Source organism: Paraflavitalea speifideaquila (assembly GCF_032395985.1).
GTDB classification, from domain to species: Bacteria; Bacteroidota; Bacteroidia; order Chitinophagales; family Chitinophagaceae; genus Paraflavitalea; species Paraflavitalea speifideaquila.
The window spans coordinates 7,873,109-7,894,402 of the sequence record NZ_CP135920.1 but is presented as its reverse complement, the minus strand read 5'-3'; the positions used below and the strand labels follow the sequence as shown (position 1 = coordinate 7,894,402).

Sequence of the window (21,294 nt, the reverse complement as noted above, 5' to 3'; positions counted from 1 at the left end):
TTCCTGGTACAGAACAATCGTGGTAAATGCTTTGAGAGGCGCAAAGGTAACTTAATGGAGGGTTAAAACAAAGGCGCCCTGGTTTGTCACAGCATGGCAGGAGATACCCAATTTATGGCAATCCTGTTGCCAACTCCTTGTTTTCCAATGAGAATTGGTAGGGTCAATCACTATTTTACGACAGTCAAAAAGGGTGGTAAGTTCCTTGGCTGATATGTTGGGGTTGCGGGAAAGGATGATAATATCTATGGGAATCCTGTGATCAGGTTTTAATACAGGGATGGCCTGATCGACCAGCAGGAGTGAAATATTTCCAAACTTAAAGAGGTTGGTTGCCTGCAGGAGGTTGCTTAGGCTATTGGCAGGGGCGATGCGGTGTGCGGTACGGCTGGGTTTTAAGTGAAAATTGGAGAGGGTGGGGTTATTTATGAGGAGGGAGTCGCCTTTAAAAACAAATGCTTGTCCGGTAATAAAATCGATGGCCTGGTGTTGGGGGACGTTGTATACAATGAGTTTTTGTTGCTTGTTTGCCTGGTACCAGGATTGGGCATAAAGTATGAAAAATAGCCAACAGGCTCCCAGTGCTGTGAATATGCCCAATTTCTTTTTTGTAGTAGCCAGGTAGCAAATCCGAAGATGATGGCATAAAGGAGGATCGCCTGAAGTAGGCTGATCTGTATACCGTCGGTAATGGTATAGGGTAGCCGGCTCATGGTTTCGATAAAATAGTTGAGGAGGCGGATCAATTGGTTCAATAGCCAGCCAATGGCGGTTGCGGCCTGGGGGATGAAGGCAAATGCGCAGATGACTAATTCTATTCCCAAGATAAGGCTGGACAGGGGGGACAGCTACGAGGTTGGTTACAAGGAATAGGTTGGGGAATTGGTGAAAGTGGTACATGCTGATGGGCAGGGTGAGTATTTGTGCTGCCAGGGTAACGGAAATAAGTTTCCAGCCATAGTTGAGGTATTTGTTTTTAATGAAAAGGGTTTGGTAAAGTGGTTTCATGAACAGGAGGATGCTGAATACTGCTGCATAGGAAAGCTGGAAACCTATATCCCAGCAGAACCGGGGATCATAACATAATAAGAGAAATGCAGATGCAGCCAGGGAATTGTAGGCGGAATTGGGTTGTGGGAATTGATTGCCTATGACCAGGCAGGTAAACATGATGGCTGCGCGTAGGACAGAGGGGGAGGCTCGGATAAGAAGGCAAAAAGCCAAAGGGAAGTAATAATGATAATGGGACTGAGCCACCGCTTGCATGGTTTGGGTAACCATTTGCATAATAAGATGAGTAGTGCATAAATAAGTCCAAGATGTAACCCTGAAACTGCGATTACGTGTACTACACCGGTATTGATATATGATAGTAAGAGTTGTTTGTCGAGGTCGTCTTTATAACCTAATAAAAGGGCTTCCGCTAAACCGGCTTGCTTTTTGTCGGCGATGTTTTCCCGGAGGATATTCAGCAAGTTTTCACGGGTATAATACAGTACTTTTTTACGGGGTTATACTGCATTTTTCAGCGGTTATGTATTCGTGTTTACGCAGGTATACCTGGTGGAAGATGTTTTTGAATGCGCAATATTGTTCATAATTGAAGGCTGCGGGGTTGGCGGTATTGCTGATGGGCTCGGGAGTTTTGATAAACATGATCTGATTTCCATATTGCAAATGGGGTGGTTGGCTGTTTTTTTGAAAGTAGAGGAGTATCCTGCCTTTTACGGATGGACCTGTTGTCCTTTGATAATGGCTTGCAGGGTGGCGGTGGTAGTGTATGTCTTTGCTTTTTTCCTGAAGGGGTTCTTCAATGGTGGCAAGAAGGGTATCGGCGGGTGTGTAGTGATGGGAAAACCACTGTTGTTGGTGGCGTATGTCTTTGTACCAGGACAGTAAGTAACCGGTAGCCAGGAGGAGGGTATTTAGTAGTAAGCCATTTATGAGGCGGAGCCTAAATTTTGTGGGTAATGAAAAGCGGGAAAACAATACCAGGCCTGCACTACAGGCTAAAACGGTGATCCAGGCCATATAGAGTGGCAGGCGGGTATAACATTGAATTAGAATACCTATTATAAGGGGGATAAAACGCAAAAAAGGGGCTTCCTTCCAAGCAAATAATCTGGTTGAACGCATACTAAAAAGACAAATCTCTGTTAAGAAAAGGGGCTTTAAAGCTGGGAGGTAGTATTGATTCAGGAGAAAAAGAAGCACCACTTCCACCTAACCGGGAAAAGTAGGATAAGGTAATAATGGTAATGGGAAATCAGGTAGTTGCGGTGCTTTTAATCAGGTTGGGAAAGATCAGAATAAAATTTCCTCAAGTATTTGTGTGAACAAAGGCCTTGAGGAAATCTGTCGGCTGGCTTTCACAGGAGTATTGGATTTTGAAAAACGGGATGATAGCAACTCTCCAGTATCTAATTTCAGACAAAAATCTAAGCTACCCATACAAAGGGCTATTTATTAATAACGGGATTTTAAGCAGCTGAATAGCGGGGGCTGTATCCCCGTTTTTTACGGTGTAGGACCTCCGTTTTTTAGCGGTTTTATTGTCAGTTTTTAGCGGTTTTTTTCGATGTTTTTCACGTGACTCCTTGAAATTCTTCACTTTACGAATAATGCTAATTCGTAATTATTTGGCTAACACTCTATTGTAGCCGAAGTTCTCCCCATAGCTGATTAATTTTACATCGTTATCAAAATCATTCATGTTTAAATCCCCAAGCAATGACAACTATTCAAAAAAAATCTTTAAAGGTTGGAAGGTATGTAGACACTAACCACGTAGACACTGTAATCCGCAATTACAAGAGGGAGCGTTGGGTGCACAATTCGGAGCATATTGGCAAGGAAGATTCCTTAAGTGTATGGTACAGTATAGAAGAACTGGAAGATTTCATTCAAAAAATAAAGGCGCATGGCGGCGATGGTATTAAGATGTGTTTCGGTGCTTATTCTGAGAATTACGAGGTAAAGCCAGAATACAGCAGCCGGCAGACGATTGTAATGGTGGCTACCCGCAGCAAAGAAACTGAAACAGGTATTGCCAATAAAGACCTATATATGAATCCAGGTCAGATCCTGGCCTACAATTTAGGTAGTGCCTGTCCTCCTAATTGCAGCTCGGGCGGCACTAATAAACCTGCTGGTCCTGGTGACAGTGGAGATGACTGGGGTGGTATTGGTGTAACGATTGTTGACCGTGGTCCAAAAGGATTAACAGTTGTATAATTAAGTTTTTATATAATGAAGAACCTCTGTTATTCCCCAACAGAGGTTTTTCTTATTTGGCATGGCAGCAGAAAAATATAGATTATATTCGGGGTCATGAACGTTCCAGGATACTTATACTTTGAGTTTATCAGCTTACTGGCTTCTATTACGCTTTTGTTTCGACAGGGAGTACCCTATTATCTAAAGCTATTTTCACCTTACCTATTATTTACATTGACGGTGGAGATCATTAGCTGGAGGATGAATCAAGCAAGGGAAGACAATTCTTCCCTGACTATTTACTTTTCAGCTTTTGAATTTGAGTTTTACCTGTTTGCGCTTTATAATTTTATACGGACAAGCCGGATGAAGAAAATTGTGTTGTCGATGGTGATCTTGTATCCGGTGTTGGCTCTGGTAAATATCCATTTTATACAGGTGAATGATTTTCCCTCTATTTCCTATTCGCTGGGTTGTTTGATGATTGTGGGAGTGTGCATCTATTATTTTTATGAGTTGTTTCATTTGCCCAGTTCTGTAAACCTGATACGGGAGCCGGCTTTCTGGATCTGTACAGGGCTGATGTTCTTTATATTTGTAGTTTCCCTTTATTCGGGTTATATAAACTATTGTATGATGCTTCAAATATTATTTTGGAGAACATCACAACTATTTTAACTGTCATGAATGCGTTGCTGTATACGCTTTTTACGGTTGGTTTTTATGCAGTTTCCGTATCCGGAGATCGCTGTAGAGTCGGCCATTTTAAATAAATGATCATGCGGAAATTAATTTTGTAATTTGCCGTCAGCCATTGTGTTTATCCATACTAGTTAACAGCCATATAATTGCATGAATCAGGGTCAGGAAATTTATATTTTCATTATCATCGCGGGGATATTGTCTATTGCAGTGGTGAGTTTTATTGTGATCACGGTATTACAGTATCAGCGCAGGCAACACCGTCATGAGCGGGAGTTGACGCGCATGAAGGATCAGTATGAGCAGGAGGTATTGCGTTCTCAACTGGAGATCCAGGAGGAGACGTTTAAAATGATTGGTCAGGAGCTACATGATAACATTGGGCAGGTATTGTCGGTAGTTAAATTATCGCTGGCTATTTTGCCTATTGATAAGGCTCATGAAGCGTATGAGCCAATTCTTAATTCCCGTCAAATTCTGAATAAAGCGGCGCTTGATCTATCGGATCTTACGAAGAGCCTGCATAGTGACCGTATAGCGCAGATAGGGTTGGTGGAGGCTATCCGGTTTGAGTTGGAAAGTGTGCGTAAAAGCGGGTTGATGGAAGTGGAATTTGAGACAGATGGGCCAGAGCATCATTTTGATGGTCAGAAGTCTATCTTTCTGTTCCGGATGTTCCAGGAAATGCTGAACAATATCCTGAAGCATTCCCAGGCTACGCGTGTTGGGGTGAGCCTGGTATTTTCGGATGATGATAAATTTGTGCTTATCCTGGCCGATAATGGGGTGGGATTTGATGTGGAGGCCAAGAGAAATTCGGTTTCTTCTTCTTCCGGTGTTGGATTAAAGAGTATCTTCAATAGGGCAAGGTTGATTGGTGCTGATCTGGAAATGAAAAGTGCTCCGGGGAAAGGGACTACTGTTACCATTCAACTATCTTTGCCACAAGAAAGCTAAGTACTCTCCGAATGACAGTTGGAAAACAAATACAAGTAGCGGTTGCTGATGACCATACGCTGATGCGCAAAGCCTTGGCCCGGTTGATCAGTACTTTTGAGAATTATACCATTTTATTTGAAGCCGATAATGGCTCGGATGTAAAGGATAAGATAGGCCGGCATATTATTCCTGATATACTATTGTTGGATGTGAACATGCCGGGTATGGATGGTTATGAAACGGTGAAATGGTTATTTAAGAACCATCCGCATATCAAGGTATTGGCCTTGTCTATGTCGAGTGATGAAAGCACGATCATACGTATGCTTAGGCTGGGTGCTAAGGGTTACATCATGAAGAATACAGAGCCAGAAGAGCTGAAGATGGCGCTGGATTCGGTAATGGAAAAGAATTTTTACCTGTCGGAGTATATTTCCGGGAAGATCATCAGTGGGCTGCATAAGGATATTGATCAGCCTGATGAGCCGATCTCTTTAACGGAAAAGGAAAAAGAATTCCTGCAATGGGTATGTTCAGAACTCACCTATAAGGATATAGCGGCCAAGATGTTTGTAAGTCCGCGTACGGTAGATGACTACCGGAATTCCCTGTTTGATAAGCTGAAAGTGAAAACCCGGGTAGGATTGGTATTGTATGCTATCCGACATGGAATGGTGGAGGCATAGCGGGGCCTGGGGTCACTAAAAATACAATTGTAAAAAATATACCAATAAAAAAGAGGATACCTTTTGGGGATATCCTCTTTTGTCGTTAACTGGCTATGAGCCAGTACATGGTATTATTTGCTCAGGTACATACTCCTGTCTTTGTACAATTGGCGGAAGTAGGGGTCACGGAGATCCTTAATGAAGCGGATGGCTTCGCCGGTAGACTTCATTTCGGGGCCTAATTCCTTGTTTACGCCGGGGAATTTTTCAAAGCTGAATACGGGTTCTTTGATGGCGTATCCTTTCAGGCGTTTTACGACTTTCAGGTCGCGTACCTTTTGCTGACCCAACATTACTTTGGTGGCAATATTGAGGTAGGGGATCTGGTAGGCTTTGGCGATGAAAGGTGTGGTCCTGGAGGCGCGTGGATTGGCTTCGATCACATATACTTTACCATCTTTGATGGCAAACTGGATATTGATGAGGCCCTTAATATTGAGCTTTAAGGCGATTTTCTTTGCATATTCTTCCATGGTCTCCACGATCAGGGGAGAGGTTGAACTGTGGCAGTACGGCATTGCTATCGCCACTGTGGATACCAGCGGGTTCAATGTGCTCCATGAGTCCCATGATGTGTACGGTTTCGCCGTCGCAAATGGCATCGATCTCGGCTTCCTGGCAACGATCGAGGAAGTGATCGATGAGGATCTTATTGCCGGGGATATGTTTCAGGAGGCTTACTACTGCTTTTTCGACCTCTTCATCATTGATCACGATCCGCATTCTTTGGCCACCCAATACATAGCTGGGGCGAACGAGTACGGGATAACCTACTTTATTGGCTACTTCTACTGCTTCATCTACATCGTAGGCGGTACCGTAATCGGGGTAAGGTATTTTGAGTTCCTTCAGGAGATCGCTGAAACGGCCGCGATCTTCGGCAATGTCCATGCTGTCGAAAGAAGTGCCGATGATCTTAATGCCTTTATTGTGGAGGCGTTCTGCGAGTTTGAGGGCTGTTTGACCACCTAGCTGTACGATAACGCCTTCGGGTTTTTCGAGTTCAATGATCTCCCAGAGGTGTTCCCAGAATACAGGCTCGAAGTACAATTTATCGGCCATGTCGAAATCGGTTGACACAGTTTCGGGGTTACAGTTGATCATGATGGCTTCGTAACCACATTCTTTCAGTGCCAATAATCCGTGTACGCAGCAGTAGTCGAATTCGATGCCCTGGCCAATGCGGTTGGGGCCGGAACCCAGTACTATTACTTTCTTTTTATTGCTGGACTTGCTTTCGTTGGCATTGCCGGTCTCGAAAGTGGAATAGAAATAGGGGTTTTAGCTTCAAATTCGGCGCTGCAGGTATCTACCATTTTGAAAACGCGGGTAATACCGGCTGCTTTTCTTTTCTCATAGATGGCTTCATCGCTGCCATCCTGCATGATCAAAGAGATCTGCTGGTCGCTGAAGCCGAGGAATTTGGCTTGTTTCAGCAATTCATCGGGCAGGGTAGCCATTTTGAATTTGGCGATCTCCTTTTCCATGTTCACGATCTTCTGGATCTCGTTTACAAACCAGCGGTCGATGCCGGTAGCTTTGGAAATGGTACCTACGGACACGCCGAGGGTGAGGGCATCTTTTATGCGGAAGATACGGTCCCATTTTGGGACTTTAATATATTCTATGAGTTCTTCGGCGTGCATGCGGCTGTGGCCGTAATAGCCGAGACCGACGGCATTGTTCTCCAGGCTTTGACAAGCTTTCTGAATGGCTTCGGTGAAGCTGCGGCCGATAGCCATTACTTCGCCTACGCTCTTCATTTGGAGGCCGAGGGTATCATTGGCGCCTTTGAATTTGTCGAAATTCCAACGGGGCATTTTTACGATCACATAGTCGAGTGCAGGCTCAAAATAGGCCGAGGTGGTTTGTGTGATCTGGTTTTTGAGTTCGTCGAGGTTGTACCCAATGGCCAGTTTGGCGGCTATTTTGGCGATGGGGTAGCCGGTGGCTTTGGATGCGAGGGCCGAAGAACGGCTTACGCGTGGGTTGATCTCTACGGCGATCAGGTCTTCTGTTGCCGGGTCGAGGGCAAACTGTACGTTACAGCCGCCTGCGAAATTGCCGAGGCTGCGCATCATGAGGATGGCTTTGTCGCGCATTTCCTGGAAAGCGGTATCGCTAAGGGTCATGGCTGGGGCCACGGTAACGGAGTCGCCGGTATGTACACCCATGGGGTCTACATTCTCGACGGTACAAATGATGGTTACGTTGTCGTTCTTATCCCGTAGAAGTTCGAGTTCGTATTCTTTCCATCCAAGAACGGCTTTTTCGACGAGTACTTCGTGGATGGGGAGGCTTTAAGGCCTCTGTCGAGTGCTGCTTCGAGTTCTGATTTGTCGTGTACAAAGCCACCGCCTGTACCACCGAGGGTAAAGGAAGGGCGGATTACGAGGGGAAAACCGATGGCCTGGGCAAACTCTTTTCCTTCGAGGAGGGAGTTGGCAACTCTGGAGGGGCTACGGGCATGCCGATCTTGACCATGAGCTGGCGGAATTTCTCGCGGTCTTCGGCGGTATCGATGGCTTCGATATCGACGCCGATCATGCGGCAATGGTATTTTTCCCAAACGCCCAGTTCGGCGGCTTCCTTGGCCAGGTTGAGGGCCGTTTGTCCACCCATGGTGGGCAATACGGCGTCAATCTGGTTTTCGTCCAGGATCTGCTCAATACTTTCTACTGTTAAGGGCAGCAGGTACACTTTATCGGCCATCATGGGATCGGTCATGATGGTTGCCGGGTTACTGTTAATGAGGATCACTTTGATCCCTTCTTCCCGGAGGCTACGGGCAGCCTGGGAGCCTGAATAATCAAATTCACATGCTTGTCCGATGATAATGGGGCCTGAACCGATGATAAGTACTGACTTGATCGAGGTGTCTTTGGGCATCTTCTTTAACGCTGTTTTTACTTTTTTGAATAAAATCCCGTGGCTTACCGGCGGGATAAATTGCGCAAAAGTAAGGGGATGAGAGGAATAATGCGGATTATTTTTTGGGGCTAAGAGAGGATAAGGGGGAAAAGAGATGAAAGATGGGGGCTAAGAGGGCAGGAGAAGAAAGAGGGGAGAGAGGAGGGGCTAAATGGAGAAAGCGGGAAAAGGGAAAAACAGGGGGATAAAAGGAAAAGGAAATGAAAGGGGAGGGATTGAGGGAAAGGTGGGGGTGCGGGCCTACAGGCTTACAGGAATAAAAGTGGGTGGCAGGGCTGTTTGGTACCTGTCTGATACAGGGGTGGTACCTGTATGGCATGGAAAAGGGTCTCTATAAAGTCTCTATAAGGTCTCGGAAAGGTCTCTATAAGGTCTCGATAAGGGTAGCTGGAGGCGGGTAGGTAGGAATGGGCTGGGAGGGCATAAAAAAGCCTCTACCACCGGCAGAGGCTATTATTTTGCTGGTTGGAAATTAGAATGTGTTCAGTTGTTGTGAAAAGCGGCGATCTCAATATCGTCAAGTGGAACACCACCCTGGCGAATAAACTTCTTTTCTTCGGCCAAATGGCGCTTTTCCTCAAAACGACTTTTGATACGAAATACCCATTTCTGCTTTGCTTCTGTGCCTTTAAACATCCCTACTATGGACCCTACCGTTAATGCCAGTAGTAACACCGTCCTATTACGTATCATACTCATAAAATACTGGTTGTAGATTTATACTTTCATTTCATATATACTTAGACAATTTATATACGCCAAAAGCTGTTCCATAGTTCACAAAAAACATACAACTAAGTGGGTATTTTTTAAACTTAACATACTTATAGCGAATTCAATGCCTACTGTATGTTTATACCCATTGGCGTGCCGGGTAACCCAATTGTTGAAACTTTAATATTAGTTTAATATTGGCTTGTTTTCATCAGGTTTTTCCCTAGCTGAATTTGTTCTGCAATTAGTCGTTTTTTTATGATGCTTCGTAAACAAAACGAGTGAATGGGGTACAATTTCCAGTGAACAGGCTGATTAGTGATCCGGAATGCAGGATGGGGTATGGAGGAAGGGCCAGGTGGCTGGTTAATTTACGGCTGTCAGGAAGCTCTTTCACCTTAGTTTTGCAGGACTACTAACTCAAAAATGAATTGAACGGATGCGTGTATTGGTCTTTGTTCTGTTGTGCTGTACGCAGGTTATGCAGGCACAGGTATTTGCTCCTACCGGCTATCCCAAGGGATATTTCCGCAATCCGCTGGACCTACCGATGGACCTGAGCGGGAATTTTGGTGAACTACGTCCCAACCATTATCATATGGGGCTTGATCTGAAAACAAAAAGGGTGGAAAACCAGTTGGTGTATGCCGCTGCGGATGGGTATATCTCGCGTATCAAGATCGAGCCGGGGGATTTGGCCGGGCTATCTACATCAATCATCCCAATGGGTTTACTACCCTCTATGCACACCTTAATGATTTCAATCCCAAATTGGAAAACTGGGTAAAGCAGCAACAGTATGCACGGGAATCGTGGAATATTTTTCTCGAATTAACTGCTGGTCAGTTTCCGGTTAAGAAGGGGGAGTTCCTGGCGTATAGTGGTAATACGGGTGGATCGCAGGCGCCGCACCTGCATTTCGAGATCAGGCGTACGCTGGATGATGTAAATGTCAATCCGCTGTTGTTTGGATTGCCATTGGTGGACAATGTGGCCCCCGCATAATGCGTTTGGCGATCTATGACCGTACGCAAAGTGTGTACGAGCAATCGCCCCGGCTTGTTGCGGTAAAGGGGGCGGGCAATAGTTATAGTACAACGCCCGGCCTGATTACGGTCAGTTCGCCCAAGGTGAGTTTTGGGATTACGGCCTTTGATACGCATACAGGCTCTACTAACCTGAATGGTATTTTTGAGGGGCTTTTGTATGTGGACAATGGGGCGGTGATCGGTTTCCGGATGGATAATATCGGTTATAATGAAACGCGGTACCTGAATGCGCATATAGACTACCGAACTAAATCATCGGGTGGGGCCTGGTTGCAGCACCTGAGTGATTTACCGGGTTATGTGCCTTCCATTTATAAGCAGGTTAAGGGGATGGCGCCATCGATATCAGTGATGGGGCGGTGCATAGTGTTCGCATTGTGGTTAAGGACGTGTATGAGAATAGTTCGACATTGGAATTTTCGGTACAATACAATGGGGCGGCGGTGGTACCGGTGGTCAATACGGCTAAAATGTTCTATCCGCTCATGCTGGATGGGTTTGAATCGGAGTCTTGTGAATTCTATATTGGGGAACGGTGCTTGTATGATTCGGTGCATATCCGGCATAGCCAGGCCGCCAATACGCATCCACAAGGGGTATCGGATGTACATACCATCGGTTCGTCGGTAATTCCATTACAGGAAGCCATGCTGGTACGCATTAAACCAACGCGCCCGTTGACTGTTGCTGAACAGCAGCGCACGGTAATGCAATGGTATAGTGGGAGCAAGAATGACGTGCAGAAGGTGGAATGGAAAAATGGCTGGGCTTCGGCACGTTTCCGGGATTTTGGAGCCTTTCGATTGGTAACGGATGAGATACCGCCGCAGATCATTGCTCCGGGATTGGTGGATGGGGCTAACCTGAGTAAAGTCAGCCGCATTACTTTTACGGTGACTGATAACCTGGGGCGTGGTAAAAATGTGCGCACGATGCTGGATGGCAAATGGCTACGGTTTACAAATGATAAAGGGCGTACATTCATTTACCGGTTTGATGAAAAATGCCCACCTGGGGATCATGAACTGACGATAACGGCGGAGGATGAGGCGGGGAATGGGACGACGCAGACTTTTAGGTTTGTGAGGTAGGAGGAGGAAGACCGGAAGACCGGAAGACCGAAAGAGGAACAATCTGGGTTGGGGAATGTTCGATGCTCAATATTCAAAGAATATAATAACGATCAATAAGATATATGGTAACACTACGGGAAGGGGATAAAGCGCCTGCGTTTAAAGGAAAGACCAGAATGGGAATGTTGTTTCGCTGGCTGATTATAAAGGAAAGAAGGTGGTCTTGTATTTCTACCCGGAAGATGATACGCCTACTTGTACGGTACAGGCTTGTAACCTGCGCGATAATTACGGACTATTAAAAAGGAAGGTTTTGAGGTATTGGGTGTTAGTCCGGACGAAGAAAAGAAGCACAAAAAGTTTGAGGCGAAGTATGATCTTCCTTTTACATTACTGGCCGATCCAGGTCACAAGATCATCGATAAATATGGTGTATGGGATGAAAAGCAATTGTATGGCCGTAAATACATGGGCATTTTGCGAACTACGTTTGTTTTGGATGAGAAAGGGGTCATCCGTAAAATATTCCTCCGTCCGAAGAATAAGCAACATGCGGAAGAGATCGTTGCGGCTATGAAGTGAGTTGTGGGTGCGTTTGTTTGGAAGGATCGGCAGTCGGCAATGCGTTTGTTTGGATTACGAAATGATCAATGTTCAATACTCAACGTTCAATGGGCGGGCACAAGTACGCCAATACACAGCAACCCTGCTGTATACTTGCGCTAGGCTTTGATAAGTGCCTTGCCAGGCAGGGCAGCTTTTCTGTTCTTTTGCTCCTGCTTATTGCGGGACAAAAGAACCAAAAAAATCAAGCCAGGCCTGATCGCTCCGCGCAGCCTGGCGAGCCAGCTCCTCCCCTGCATAACTTTGATCACTTACTATTAGTAACCTGCTGGCTTGTGTTAGCGGAAATAAATTTGAATGAAAGTTCCCTGCATCAGGGTCGTGGAGAGGGTTGATAGGTTAATGCGTTAACAGGTTGAAAGGAGGATTGGTTAGTTGGTAAGCATATGGCCTATACCAGGATGATATATGGCGGAACTATGGGAGTGCATAGGGAGTACTTAGGGAGAAAGTCGCTATAAGGTCGCTAAATGCTCGCTGTAAGTTCGCTGAAAGGCCGCTATTGGATCGCTGTAGTATCGCTGAAAATACGCTGTAAAGAGGTGCTAAAACAGCTAAAAAGTAATATTTATTAAACCTATCTATCTTGTGTTTTCATATATAAGTGTAGCGATCCCACCGATTTATCGTTCATCATTAAAAACTATATCTTATGGAGAAGCTTAAACCTTCTGTCATTAAGTTGCAAGGGTCCATTTTGGACGTAACGGTGGGTCGCAGCAAACGATACAAAGCCCCTATACGGGCCGGGCGAGGAACTTACACACCTGTTACCTTGAATTAGCAAATGGAATAGAGCAAGGAAATTATAAAGCAGCAATAAACCTGCCAAGTTGATCTTTGATGCTGTATGATATGAGCATCAGGATGGCGGCTTATGGACTGACTTACTGGGCCTGTATAGAAAACAATTGAAGGTGGATAAAAGTTTTATTAGGAGGCGGCAGAGCGACCCACCCTTGTAACTTGCGCCAGGTAGTAAGCAGTTATCCTTATAAGGCTGTTAGGAGTTAGCGGTTATTGGTAGCGAAATAAAATCATCCCCGGATATGGGGATAGCAAATCCCCGATTCGGGGTTTTTAGTTAGGAGGGTTCACTGAAATTTGTGTAAGACCAAACCAATATTATATATAAAGTGTCTTTTCAGGTAGGGGTTTTATCGAACCGACGGTATGTCAACAGCATCCAACGGTATTTTGTTTTTAGCGGCCTCTACTCATGATAATGGCCTATTCACTCGAATGGCCGGCCGGGCCGGTGCTGTATTCTCTACTTTTAATGTTGCCGCGCAGTGTCAATTATGTTGTAGTATGTGTCAAAAGTATTTATTACCGCTCTTTTTATTCTGCTGGATTGGATTGCCTGCCCAGGTACCCTCCCTGGTACCCAAAGTAAGTGGTGGGCGCAAGGTGATTTGTGATAGGTTCCGGATGCCGGAAGTGTTTTTTACGGATTTTAAAATATTCAATGCCTCTCACCATGAGTTATTGTTGAAGGATAGGATCGATCTGGAGTATGATCAAAATTATTTTACGGTAGTGTTTGCTGCGTCGGACTTCTCTCCTGACGGGAATACGCATTATGCTTATATGTTGGAAGGACGGGATAACAATTGGATCGATATAGGTGTGCGTAAGGAGCAGGAATTCTCTAATCTGGAGGCGAAAGATTATGTATTAAAGGTGCGGGTTGGCAATGGAAGGGGTAAGTGGAATGGAAAAGTAGCCAGTATAGGTATAAGGATCCTGCCGCCTTTTGGCAAGGTTGGTGGTTTTATGGGTTATGTGGGCTGAGTATTGGGCTGGGGATCTATGGTATTTATAGTTACCGGATTGCCCAACTACTAAAACAACAGGCCATTCGTAATAAAATAGCTCAGGACCTGCACGACCATGTAGGATCTACGCTGAGCAGTATTTCGGTTTATAGCCAGGTAGCCAAAATATACCATGACCAGGGGCGGCAGGGGGAGTTACAGTTAACATTGGAAAAGATCAGTGCAACTTCGGGGAGATGATCTCGGAAATGAATGATATTGTATGGGCCATTAATCCCCGGCATGATAGCATGGAAACGATCCTGCAAAGGATGGAATCCTTTGCACGGCCTTTACTGGCATCGAAGGATATTGTTTTCCATTTTGAGGTAGAGCCGGGCATCAGGCAGGTGAACCTGGAAATGACGAGGCGAAAGAATTTTTACCTGATCTTTAAAGAGGCGGTCAATAATGCGCTGAAATACGCTGGCTGCAGAAACCTAAGGGTAAGGATTGGACTACGGCATCATCAACTTGAGTTGGAAGTGAAGGACGATGGAAGGGGCTTCGACCTGAAAACAGCCCCTATTTATGCCTCTCAATCGTTGTCGGGCAATGGGTTACGCAATATGGAGATGAGGGCTGGGGAAATGAAAGGAGTATGGAAAATAGATAGTCAACCTGGGGGTGGTACGGCTGTTCGATTGCGGTTTCCGATAGGATAGGAATCGTGAATCGGCAATCCTTTGCCTGGAGGAGGGAGGTTAATTGGATCGGGGACTAACCCATTATGGGGATTGCGGGTCAGAGGGGAGAAGGTGATATTTGGCGAATAGCATTTATATGAGTCTACGCATTGCCATATTTGATGATAATAAAAATATCCGGGAGAGTATTACGCTGTTGCTGGATACCGTACCCAGCTTTGAGGTAGTGGGTTCCTTTTCGCATGTACTGGATTGTATAGAAGACATGCGGGATAGCAAGCCGGATATTGTGTTGATGGATATTGAAATGCCCGGCATGACGGGTATTGAGGCAGCGGGGGCTATCAAGAAGGCGTTTCCGCATATCCAGGTTTTAATGCAAACGGTATTTGAAGACGATGACCGGGTATTTGATTCTATATGTGCCGGCGCTTCGGGCTATATCCTCAAAAATCACCTGAATACGAAACTTGTAGAGGCCATTACGGAACTGCAGTATGGGGGCTCTCCCATGTCGCCTTCTATTGCCCGTAAAGTATTGGGCAAGCTGCAGCAGATACCACAACATGTAAAGCCGGAAAAAGCGCCGGATTATCATCTTACCTCCCGTGAAAAAGAAGTATTGGCCTGTATTGTAGAAGGGCTGAGTTATAAAATGGTTGCGGACCGGTTAACGATCAGTTATGAAACGGTGCGTAGTCATGTAAAAAAGATCTACGAAAAACTGCATGTAGCCTCTCTCACGGAAGTGGTGGCCAAGGCGATCAATCAGCGGATCGTTTGACGGGGGAGACGGCAATCGGCAATCTTTGCTTCGACCTATCCCTAATACTAACCTGAAATAGTTTTTATGAAAAGTAAACTTGTAATGGGCTTTATTCTTAGTGCTTTGTGCATTATGGTGTTGTTGGCGGCATTTGATAAAGCCCCCGCACCAGCAATAGGTCTAGACAATCGGATACCCATTATTTGTACGCCTGCTTTTAATGCATATAAACTGAAGGGAGCTAAAGCGCCCTTGTTAAAAGGATTGGGTAACCTGCATTATAGCATTACTACACGTTCCAGGCTGGCACAGCAATATTTTAACCAGGGTCTTACGCTTGTGTATGCATTTAATCATGGAGAGGCGGCGCGTTCTTTTCAGGAGGTGATCAAGCTGGATTCTACGGCGGCCATGGGCTGGTGGGGTATAGCGCTGGTACTGGGGCCTAATTACAATGCAGCGCTCAACCCGACAAGTTTGGATGATATTAATAAGGCATTGGCGAATGCCCGGCGGTATTCGGTAAAGGGGGAGTAAAAAGGAGCAAGTCCTGATCGATGCTTTATCAAAACGGTTTCCTGCTGCAGGGGTGAGTGATATGACGCCTTTTAATGAAGGGTATGCGGCGGCTATGAAAAAGCGTATGAACAATATCCGGGTGATGCAGAGATTGCGGTATTGTATGCGGATGCGCTTATGAATGAGCATCCCTGGAACTTGTGGCTGAAGGATGGCCATGCACAACCATGGACGGCAGGTATTGAGGGATTGCTGGAAAAGGTAATGGCTCAATTTCCCAAGCACCCTGGTGCATTGCACCTATACCTGCATGCGGTAGAAGCATCGCGTACGGCGCATCGGGGTATACCTGCCGCTGACCGGTTATTGGATATGCTGCCTGCTGCGGGGCACCTGGTGCATATGCCGGCGCATATTTACATCCGTACGGGGCATTATCAGAAAGGGGTGGCAGCTACAGAAAAGGCCCGGGTAGCTGATAGTACTTATATTATACAATGTCAGTCGGAAGGCACGTATCCCTTGTTGTATTATCCTCACAATACTCATTTTTGGCTGCCTGTGCCTTTTTAGCAGGTAATGGGGGAAAGCAGCGGAAGCTGCCTGGGGGTATCACGCCAGGCAGATAGGAAATACTTGGCGGTATCGGGCACGGTACAACATTATTATATCATTCCATATTATGTGTTGGTGCACTTGGGTAAATGGGATGATATCCTGGCTATTCCTGTTCCCGGGGAGTCATTGAAATATCCGCGGGCTATCTGGCATTATGCGCGGGGCATGGCATTGGCGGGGAAGGGAAGCTACGGGAAGCGCAACAGGAATTAAAAACGCTGCAGGCATATCTTACAGATGAGACGTTGCGCACTTTATTGATATGGGAAACCAATAGTTCGCTTGATCTGGTGTCTATTGCAGCACTCACGCTGGAAGGGGAACTTTTGAGTTATGAAGGGCGCTATGATGAGGCAGTAACCTTGCTAAGTGCAGCTGCCAGGGAGGATAAGCTTAATTACCAGGAGCCGCCGGATTGGTTTTTCGGTACGGCATTCATTGGGTCATGTATTGGTGTTAGCAAAGCGTTTTGCTGAGGCGGAGCAAGTGTACCAGGAGGACCTGGTAGCCTTTCCGGAAAATGGCTGGGCTTTGATGGGCTTACACAATAGCTTGGTAGGGCAACATAAATTATCAGCAGCAGCGGTTGTTAAAAAACGGTTTGATAAAGCCTGGCAGGGGGCTGATATCACCATAACTTCTTCCCGGAAATTTTAATAATTGGTGCGTTGTTGGTTTTCCTCTTTCGGGTGTGGAAGGAAACCCCAATGTATAATTCACGTATGGAAAACATAAACCTGAAAGAAGCAAAGGTCTTTGCAGAAAGGCGCTTCTTACACGGGTTATCTTAAGTTCTAAGGGTTTGGTTCCCTGTCCTTTCCAGGACAGGGATTTTTTTGAGGCAACCTTTCTTGCTAAATGGCCGTAAGGATAGTCACAGGAAATGAATCTAAATATGATGAAAAAGTTCTTATCACCTTATCTGTGTGCCTGGCCATATTTATAAGTTGTACGAATGATAAAGACGAATTGTTAAACCCGTTTGGTAGTGATTGTACTGGTGTGAATGCCAGTTTTGTGAATGATGTATTGCCCATTATACAGGCCAATTGCCAGGGCTGTCATGGCGCTGGTTCTACTAATGGTCCCGGACAACTGACGAACTATACGGAGATTAAAAATGCCGCCGCCCGGATAAAAATGCCGTGGTAACAGGCTTTATGCCCAGGAATGCAGCTCCACTCCCTGCTGCACAGATCAGGCTTATCAGGTGCTGGGTAGATTCCGGAACTCCCAATAATTAATAGTATGCGAAAAAAACAGCTCATCATTATCGGTGTGATAGTGGTACTTGTTGGTGTAGCGATCTATGCCTATCGGGAATACCACCGTACCAATGAAAGTCTGGCCACTGTAGCGGCCGACTATACGGTGCAGGCCAACACGCTGGTCAACGAATTTTTGGCGAATGATAGCACGGCTTACAATAAATACCGCAATAAAATACTAGCTGTACAGGGATTGGTAAAAGGAGTAGATAAGGTAGATGGGGACTGTACGATCGTGTTGGGTGATACGGTTGATATGGCTTCGTCGGTGAGGTGTTTGTTGGACAGTGCTCAGGTACAGGAAGGCATGAAGCTTAGGCGAGGTGATCATGTTACGGTTAAAGGAGCGATTACAGGGTTTAAAAAAAGATGATACGGGTTTGTTGGGATCGGACGTGGAGCTTACGCGGTGTGTGGTGGGGAGCGGTGAATCGGCAGTCGGTAGTCGTTTGCTTTGGAAAGGAGGCAAATAGTGAAGGGGCAATAGTGAATTATTTGAGACGTGTATTCAATAAAATAGAAATACAAATGCAGGTTCTCGGATTAATCAAGGTACTGTTATTGGTATCGGTACTGTCCAGCGGGCAGGATAAGTTTTTTACTAAAAACGGTAAGATATCCTTTGTGTCGAAAGGCAATATTGAAACGATTGCGGCCAAGCATAAGGGGATTACCTGTGTGCTGGATGCTAAAAGCGGGGGTATGCAGTTTGCGGTGCTTATGAAAGGATTTGAATTTGCCAAAGCGCTGATGCAGGAGCATTTTAATGAGAATTATGTAGAGAGTGATAAATATCCCAAGGCGGATTTCAAAGGGTTGGTGGTGAATAATGGTGAAGTGAACTATACTAAGGATGGCAGTTATGGTACGAAAGTAAAGGCAAGCTCACGCTGCATGGAGTAACCAAAGAAATAGAGGTGCCTGGAAAAATCACGGTACAGCAAGGTAAGCCGCAACTGAGTGCGGATTTCACGATCCTGTTGTCGGACTATGGTATCAAAATACCATCGGTAGTAAAAGAAAATATCTCTAATACGGTTACTATCACGGTGGATTGTGCTCTGGAACCTCTCAATAAATAATTACACTGATTAATAATACTGGCTTATGAAACGTATAATCAGCGTTTGTTTAATAGTACTTACAGGATTGCTGTTTGTAAAAACAACGCATGCACAGGATCAGGACTTGTTGAAAGAGTTGGGAACTGATACTGTGAAGAAGGAGTATATCAGGAATGCATTCAAGTCATCGCGTTTGGTGCATTCGCATTCAATGGAGTTTATTGGGAAAGGGGTATTGGATGTGCGCATCCTGCACCGATTTGGATCTGTCAAGAATGGCGTGAAGGATTTGTTTGGTCTTGATGAAGCCAATATGCGTTTTGGCTTTGATTATGGATTGGGCAAGCGTTTAACGGTTGGCATTGGCAGGAGTAATGTAAATAAGGAATTGGATGGATTTATCAAATACCGACCTGTATGGCAGTCGACGGGTCCGGGTGGGGTGCCGTTTTCGGTGGTGTTGGTAACGGGGATGTCGGTAAGAACGCAGGATTTTCCGGAGCCGCAAGATGTGTACAAATTCAAGCACCGGCTGGCATTTTACCAGGAGGTGATTGTTGGTCGTAAGTTCAGTGAGGCTTTTAGTTTGCAATTAAATCCGATCTTCTTACACCGGAACCTGGTGCCAGGTACCAATGATGACAACAATACCTGGGCATTGGGTGTAGGTGGCCGGGTGAAGCTTACTAAACGAACCTCTTTTGTAATAGATTATACGCCTGTTCTGGCGGGCCGTCAACCAGGTACCAAAGATCCGCTGGCCCTGGGGTTTGATATAGAAACAGGGGGCATGTATTCCAGTTGCATTTCACGAATGCTACTGGTATGAATGAGAGGGCTTTTGACGACCACGGCTGATGATTTCTGGAAAGGGGAGATCAGGTTTGGATTTAACCTGTCGAGGGTATTTACGATAAAAAAAAAAAGATTAATGAGGTAATAAGGGTTGAAAGGAGGCTGTTATCTTAGTTTAAGCAAGAGTCTAATACCGGCGGGTAAAGCGAAGTAGTGTGTTGTTTTTCATCGAAACGGTTCCCGAACCATCCCCGTTGAACGGTAAAGGATGCATTATCGGGCAGGTCAAGGTCTTGCCATTTTCGTCTTACTCCAATGCCAATATATGGTTCTATCCAGAGCCAGTTTTTCCTGAACACCGATTTTAAAGTGGATACCTGCCGCATGTTTGATAAGGTTGAAACTCCTGTATTCTTCCCAGGTTGCAACATTGTTTACCACGCCATAGCCTACCCAGCCCTGGAGGTTATAGGAAGTATATTTATAATGTAGTTCGGCTTTGAGGAGGTATTGAGGCCTTTGCCCAGGTATCTTCTTACGCTGGGCCTGATGATGTATCCATTTGCACGCTTCATATTGGGCATGCTGGAATAAAAAATTTTTCCTGCTTTTTGGTGGGGCGTTCAGCCTCTACTGCAATATCATTGATTTCAGTGGGTTTAGCGTATACGGGTACATAAGCTTGCTGCTCGTCGGTTGGTGAGGAAAAGATATTTCTATCGCAAGCGGCCAGGAAAAGGGTCAGAAGTAGTAAGGCAGCATTTATTTTCATACGGATTTAATACGGTAGGGCAAATAAACGTTGCAGGAACATCAATTAATTGTCGATTGTCAAAAGAGGCGGGTTGGTTACGGCATCAAGGTTTAAAGACCCATTCTACTTCACCTACCTCAAAATGTCTTTCCAGGGTATCGTGGGTAATCAATTGTCCGGAAGGGGTAACTCCCTGAATGGTGGTTTCAAAAACGCTATTGCCTTTTTGAGTTTTACGGGCTGTCCTAATTTATAAAGGGCTTGTTGGTAATCGGCCAATAGCTGTTGGGGGTTATGGATGGCCTGGTAACGGTTTTCGAGGGAGGTGCAGAGTTCTTTGGCCAAGGTATGGATATTGTAGGTTTTGCCGGTGATCTGCTTCAGGGAAACGGGGCGGAGGGCTTCGGAAGCAAACTGGGTTTGGTTGATATTGATGCCCATGCCTGCGATGGCGAAGAGCCAGGAGGGCAATTCGTGCCGGGGAGGAAGAAGCTGTGAATGGTGAATGGTGACTGGGTTATTTGCGGGTAGTTTCGGCTCAATTGGGGGTTGTTTTTCCCTTGATTCAGGGGCTGGGGGATTGTGGATTGTTTGGGCCCAATAGCGGGATCGATTGTCGATTTCCCACCCTTGATTCGATCAGGATTCCCGCTGCCTTTCTGTCACGCCAGTAGATATCATTGGGCCATTTAATACTGGTTTCTTCGCCCGCATAAGTTTTAAAGAAATCATAACAACCGAGTGCAATGGCTGCAGAAAGGAGGAATTGCTGATTGGTTATCAATGCCTGGGGCTGGATAACCACGCTCATCATGATATTTTCGCCGGGTGTGGTATGCCATGTTTTTCCTCTTTGTCCCTTGCCGGCGGTCTGTTGCAGGGCAAAATATACGGTTCCGTGAGAAGCCAGGCCGGCAGTGGCCTGGGCCATGGCATAGTTGTTGGTGCTGTCTATTACCGGCAATATAATAAGCCGTTGGCCGATAGTGGGATGTGGCAAAAGATTACTATTTTTGAATTGTACGAAAATAGATATTACTGTTGAACGTTTAAGCTATTATGCTGTTATA

At 45.6% G+C, this 21,294-nt stretch carries 29 protein-coding genes and 4 pseudogenes; 21 read left to right on the top strand and 12 right to left on the bottom strand.

What is annotated here, in order from left to right; all coding sequences use genetic code 11:
* Positions 1 to 51 precede the first annotated feature (51 nt).
* From RS881_RS62715 to RS881_RS54135, 3 genes and pseudogenes are all read right to left on the bottom strand, one after another.
* Positions 52 to 900, bottom strand: a complete 849-nt coding sequence (locus tag RS881_RS62715) for a hypothetical protein (RefSeq protein ID WP_527250451.1) — start codon at positions 898 to 900, stop codon at positions 52 to 54.
* Positions 895 to 1,475, bottom strand: a pseudogene (locus RS881_RS62710) (ComEC/Rec2 family competence protein); the annotation flags it as partial. The pseudogene RS881_RS62710 and the gene RS881_RS62715, both read right to left, overlap by 6 nt.
* Positions 1,476 to 1,503: 28 nt before the next feature.
* Positions 1,504 to 2,031, bottom strand: a complete 528-nt coding sequence (locus tag RS881_RS54135) for a DUF4131 domain-containing protein (RefSeq protein WP_315818390.1) — start codon at positions 2,029 to 2,031, stop codon at positions 1,504 to 1,506.
* 699 nt (positions 2,032 to 2,730) lie between these two features.
* Here RS881_RS54135 and RS881_RS54130 point away from each other — a divergent pair.
* From RS881_RS54130 to RS881_RS54115, 4 genes are all read left to right on the top strand, one after another.
* Complete coding sequence (locus tag RS881_RS54130) at positions 2,731 to 3,234, top strand: hypothetical protein (RefSeq protein ID WP_315818389.1); 504 nt, start codon at positions 2,731 to 2,733, stop codon at positions 3,232 to 3,234.
* 96 nt (positions 3,235 to 3,330) lie between these two features.
* Positions 3,331 to 3,894: a hypothetical protein gene (locus RS881_RS54125; RefSeq protein WP_315818388.1), complete on the top strand. Its 564-nt coding sequence runs from the start codon at positions 3,331 to 3,333 to the stop codon at positions 3,892 to 3,894.
* 174 nt (positions 3,895 to 4,068) lie between these two features.
* Positions 4,069 to 4,875, top strand: a complete 807-nt coding sequence (locus RS881_RS54120; protein ID WP_315818387.1) for a sensor histidine kinase — start codon at positions 4,069 to 4,071, stop codon at positions 4,873 to 4,875.
* Positions 4,876 to 4,886: 11 nt separating this feature from the next.
* Positions 4,887 to 5,543 (top strand): response regulator, encoded by a 657-nt coding sequence (locus RS881_RS54115; protein ID WP_315818386.1) that lies wholly within the window; start codon positions 4,887 to 4,889, stop codon positions 5,541 to 5,543.
* A 113-nt stretch (positions 5,544 to 5,656) separates the two neighbouring features.
* On the opposite strand, the gene RS881_RS54110 is transcribed toward RS881_RS54115, so the two are convergent.
* The 6 genes and pseudogenes from RS881_RS54110 to RS881_RS54085 all read right to left on the bottom strand — a co-directional run bounded on the left by RS881_RS54110 (position 5,657) and on the right by RS881_RS54085 (position 9,209).
* Positions 5,657 to 6,058: an ATP-binding protein gene (locus RS881_RS54110; protein WP_315818385.1), complete on the bottom strand. Its 402-nt coding sequence runs from the start codon at positions 6,056 to 6,058 to the stop codon at positions 5,657 to 5,659.
* Positions 6,015 to 6,755 (bottom strand): carbamoyl phosphate synthase preATP-grasp domain-containing protein, encoded by a 741-nt coding sequence (locus tag RS881_RS54105; RefSeq protein ID WP_484557650.1) that lies wholly within the window; start codon positions 6,753 to 6,755, stop codon positions 6,015 to 6,017. Before RS881_RS54105 ends, RS881_RS54110 begins: the two co-directional genes overlap by 44 nt.
* A 38-nt stretch (positions 6,756 to 6,793) precedes the next feature.
* Positions 6,794 to 7,327 carry a hypothetical protein gene (locus RS881_RS54100; protein ID WP_527250450.1) on the bottom strand — a complete coding sequence of 178 codons (534 nt, stop codon included), beginning with the start codon at positions 7,325 to 7,327 and terminating at the stop codon, positions 6,794 to 6,796.
* A 207-nt stretch (positions 7,328 to 7,534) separates the two neighbouring features.
* A pseudogene (locus RS881_RS54095) lies at positions 7,535 to 7,992 on the bottom strand (ATP-binding protein); the annotation flags it as partial.
* On the bottom strand, positions 7,974 to 8,474 hold the full coding sequence (locus RS881_RS54090; RefSeq protein WP_315818383.1) for a carbamoyl phosphate synthase preATP-grasp domain-containing protein: 501 nt from the start codon (positions 8,472 to 8,474) through the stop codon (positions 7,974 to 7,976). The pseudogene RS881_RS54095 and the gene RS881_RS54090, both read right to left, overlap by 19 nt.
* Before the next feature lie 525 nt (positions 8,475 to 8,999).
* Entirely contained in the window at positions 9,000 to 9,209 is a 210-nt protein-coding gene (locus RS881_RS54085) for a hypothetical protein (RefSeq protein ID WP_315818382.1), read from the bottom strand.
* Between the two features lie 460 nt (positions 9,210 to 9,669).
* On the opposite strand from RS881_RS54085, the gene RS881_RS54080 reads away from it, so the two are divergent.
* From RS881_RS54080 to RS881_RS54000, 17 genes and pseudogenes are all read left to right on the top strand, one after another.
* Positions 9,670 to 10,017: a M23 family metallopeptidase gene (locus RS881_RS54080; RefSeq protein WP_315818381.1), complete on the top strand. Its 348-nt coding sequence runs from the start codon at positions 9,670 to 9,672 to the stop codon at positions 10,015 to 10,017.
* Positions 9,915 to 10,235, top strand: a pseudogene (locus RS881_RS54075) (M23 family metallopeptidase); the annotation flags it as partial. The gene RS881_RS54080 and the pseudogene RS881_RS54075, both read left to right, overlap by 103 nt.
* 454 nt (positions 10,236 to 10,689) lie before the next feature.
* Complete coding sequence (locus RS881_RS54070; protein WP_315818379.1) at positions 10,690 to 11,370, top strand: Ig-like domain-containing protein; 681 nt, start codon at positions 10,690 to 10,692, stop codon at positions 11,368 to 11,370.
* 199 nt (positions 11,371 to 11,569) lie between these two features.
* Positions 11,570 to 11,934: pseudogene (locus RS881_RS61210) on the top strand (peroxiredoxin).
* A gap of 1,353 nt (positions 11,935 to 13,287) precedes the next feature.
* Entirely contained in the window at positions 13,288 to 13,770 is a 483-nt protein-coding gene (locus RS881_RS54055; RefSeq protein ID WP_315818377.1) for a triple tyrosine motif-containing protein, read from the top strand.
* Complete coding sequence (locus RS881_RS61205; RefSeq protein WP_350340048.1) at positions 13,686 to 13,994, top strand: histidine kinase; 309 nt, start codon at positions 13,686 to 13,688, stop codon at positions 13,992 to 13,994. The genes RS881_RS54055 and RS881_RS61205 overlap by 85 nt, the downstream gene beginning before the upstream one ends.
* On the top strand, positions 13,991 to 14,458 hold the full coding sequence (locus RS881_RS54050) for a sensor histidine kinase (RefSeq protein WP_315818376.1): 468 nt from the start codon (positions 13,991 to 13,993) through the stop codon (positions 14,456 to 14,458). Before RS881_RS61205 ends, RS881_RS54050 begins: the two co-directional genes overlap by 4 nt.
* Before the next feature lie 118 nt (positions 14,459 to 14,576).
* The gene (locus tag RS881_RS54045) at positions 14,577 to 15,224 is read left to right on the top strand and encodes a response regulator transcription factor (protein WP_315818375.1); all 648 of its coding nucleotides are present in this window, start codon (positions 14,577 to 14,579) and stop codon (positions 15,222 to 15,224) included.
* 66 nt (positions 15,225 to 15,290) lie between these two features.
* Complete coding sequence (locus tag RS881_RS54040; protein WP_315818374.1) at positions 15,291 to 15,743, top strand: hypothetical protein; 453 nt, start codon at positions 15,291 to 15,293, stop codon at positions 15,741 to 15,743.
* 141 nt (positions 15,744 to 15,884) lie between these two features.
* Positions 15,885 to 16,298 carry a tetratricopeptide repeat protein gene (locus RS881_RS54035; RefSeq protein WP_315818373.1) on the top strand — a complete coding sequence of 138 codons (414 nt, stop codon included), beginning with the start codon at positions 15,885 to 15,887 and terminating at the stop codon, positions 16,296 to 16,298.
* A 63-nt stretch (positions 16,299 to 16,361) separates the two neighbouring features.
* Positions 16,362 to 16,556 carry a hypothetical protein gene (locus tag RS881_RS54030; protein ID WP_315818372.1) on the top strand — a complete coding sequence of 65 codons (195 nt, stop codon included), beginning with the start codon at positions 16,362 to 16,364 and terminating at the stop codon, positions 16,554 to 16,556.
* A gap of 32 nt (positions 16,557 to 16,588) precedes the next feature.
* Positions 16,589 to 16,819, top strand: a complete 231-nt coding sequence (locus tag RS881_RS54025) for a hypothetical protein (protein ID WP_315818371.1) — start codon at positions 16,589 to 16,591, stop codon at positions 16,817 to 16,819.
* A 448-nt stretch (positions 16,820 to 17,267) separates the two neighbouring features.
* The gene (locus RS881_RS54020) at positions 17,268 to 17,495 is read left to right on the top strand and encodes a hypothetical protein (protein WP_315818370.1); all 228 of its coding nucleotides are present in this window, start codon (positions 17,268 to 17,270) and stop codon (positions 17,493 to 17,495) included.
* 96 nt (positions 17,496 to 17,591) lie between these two features.
* Positions 17,592 to 17,984: an OB-fold protein gene (locus RS881_RS54015; protein ID WP_315818369.1), complete on the top strand. Its 393-nt coding sequence runs from the start codon at positions 17,592 to 17,594 to the stop codon at positions 17,982 to 17,984.
* 122 nt (positions 17,985 to 18,106) lie between these two features.
* Entirely contained in the window at positions 18,107 to 18,514 is a 408-nt protein-coding gene (locus RS881_RS54010) for a hypothetical protein (RefSeq protein WP_315818368.1), read from the top strand.
* 14 nt (positions 18,515 to 18,528) lie between these two features.
* On the top strand, positions 18,529 to 18,693 hold the full coding sequence (locus RS881_RS54005; RefSeq protein ID WP_315818367.1) for a hypothetical protein: 165 nt from the start codon (positions 18,529 to 18,531) through the stop codon (positions 18,691 to 18,693).
* Between the two features lie 25 nt (positions 18,694 to 18,718).
* Complete coding sequence (locus tag RS881_RS54000; RefSeq protein ID WP_315818366.1) at positions 18,719 to 19,504, top strand: DUF5777 family beta-barrel protein; 786 nt, start codon at positions 18,719 to 18,721, stop codon at positions 19,502 to 19,504.
* A gap of 537 nt (positions 19,505 to 20,041) precedes the next feature.
* On the opposite strand, the gene RS881_RS53995 is transcribed toward RS881_RS54000, so the two are convergent.
* The 3 genes from RS881_RS53995 to RS881_RS53985 form a co-directional block, all read right to left on the bottom strand.
* Positions 20,042 to 20,242 carry a hypothetical protein gene (locus RS881_RS53995; protein ID WP_315818365.1) on the bottom strand — a complete coding sequence of 67 codons (201 nt, stop codon included), beginning with the start codon at positions 20,240 to 20,242 and terminating at the stop codon, positions 20,042 to 20,044.
* A 150-nt stretch (positions 20,243 to 20,392) separates the two neighbouring features.
* Positions 20,393 to 20,695 (bottom strand): hypothetical protein, encoded by a 303-nt coding sequence (locus tag RS881_RS53990; protein ID WP_315818364.1) that lies wholly within the window; start codon positions 20,693 to 20,695, stop codon positions 20,393 to 20,395.
* A gap of 94 nt (positions 20,696 to 20,789) precedes the next feature.
* Positions 20,790 to 21,224 carry a biotin--[acetyl-CoA-carboxylase] ligase gene (locus RS881_RS53985; RefSeq protein ID WP_315818363.1) on the bottom strand — a complete coding sequence of 145 codons (435 nt, stop codon included), beginning with the start codon at positions 21,222 to 21,224 and terminating at the stop codon, positions 20,790 to 20,792.
* Positions 21,225 to 21,294: the final 70 nt, after the last annotated feature.

What these genes read in the sequence shown, in the direction of transcription:
- RS881_RS54135 (WP_315818390.1), bottom strand. Translation starts at nt 2,031, where the DNA reads ATGGCCTGGATCACCGTTTTAGCCTGTAGTGCAGGCCTGGTATTGTTT.
- RS881_RS54045 (WP_315818375.1), top strand. Translation starts at nt 14,577, where the DNA reads ATGAGTCTACGCATTGCCATATTTGATGATAATAAAAATATCCGGGAG.
- RS881_RS53995 (WP_315818365.1), bottom strand. Translation starts at nt 20,242, where the DNA reads ATGAAAATAAATGCTGCCTTACTACTTCTGACCCTTTTCCTGGCCGCT.
- RS881_RS54015 (WP_315818369.1), top strand. Translation starts at nt 17,592, where the DNA reads ATGCGAAAAAAACAGCTCATCATTATCGGTGTGATAGTGGTACTTGTT.
- RS881_RS54120 (WP_315818387.1), top strand. Translation starts at nt 4,069, where the DNA reads ATGAATCAGGGTCAGGAAATTTATATTTTCATTATCATCGCGGGGATA.
- RS881_RS54000 (WP_315818366.1), top strand. Translation starts at nt 18,719, where the DNA reads ATGAAACGTATAATCAGCGTTTGTTTAATAGTACTTACAGGATTGCTG.
- RS881_RS54050 (WP_315818376.1), top strand. Translation starts at nt 13,991, where the DNA reads ATGATCTCGGAAATGAATGATATTGTATGGGCCATTAATCCCCGGCAT.
- RS881_RS54100 (WP_527250450.1), bottom strand. Translation starts at nt 7,327, where the DNA reads ATGGCTATCGGCCGCAGCTTCACCGAAGCCATTCAGAAAGCTTGTCAA.
- RS881_RS54115 (WP_315818386.1), top strand. Translation starts at nt 4,887, where the DNA reads ATGACAGTTGGAAAACAAATACAAGTAGCGGTTGCTGATGACCATACG.
- RS881_RS62715 (WP_527250451.1), bottom strand. Translation starts at nt 900, where the DNA reads ATGTACCACTTTCACCAATTCCCCAACCTATTCCTTGTAACCAACCTC.
- RS881_RS54040 (WP_315818374.1), top strand. Translation starts at nt 15,291, where the DNA reads ATGAAAAGTAAACTTGTAATGGGCTTTATTCTTAGTGCTTTGTGCATT.
- RS881_RS54085 (WP_315818382.1), bottom strand. Translation starts at nt 9,209, where the DNA reads ATGATACGTAATAGGACGGTGTTACTACTGGCATTAACGGTAGGGTCC.
- RS881_RS54055 (WP_315818377.1), top strand. Translation starts at nt 13,288, where the DNA reads ATGTGTCAAAAGTATTTATTACCGCTCTTTTTATTCTGCTGGATTGGA.
- RS881_RS54090 (WP_315818383.1), bottom strand. Translation starts at nt 8,474, where the DNA reads ATGCCCAAAGACACCTCGATCAAGTCAGTACTTATCATCGGTTCAGGC.
- RS881_RS54125 (WP_315818388.1), top strand. Translation starts at nt 3,331, where the DNA reads ATGAACGTTCCAGGATACTTATACTTTGAGTTTATCAGCTTACTGGCT.
- RS881_RS54130 (WP_315818389.1), top strand. Translation starts at nt 2,731, where the DNA reads ATGACAACTATTCAAAAAAAATCTTTAAAGGTTGGAAGGTATGTAGAC.
- RS881_RS54080 (WP_315818381.1), top strand. Translation starts at nt 9,670, where the DNA reads ATGCGTGTATTGGTCTTTGTTCTGTTGTGCTGTACGCAGGTTATGCAG.
- RS881_RS54110 (WP_315818385.1), bottom strand. Translation starts at nt 6,058, where the DNA reads ATGGAAGAATATGCAAAGAAAATCGCCTTAAAGCTCAATATTAAGGGC.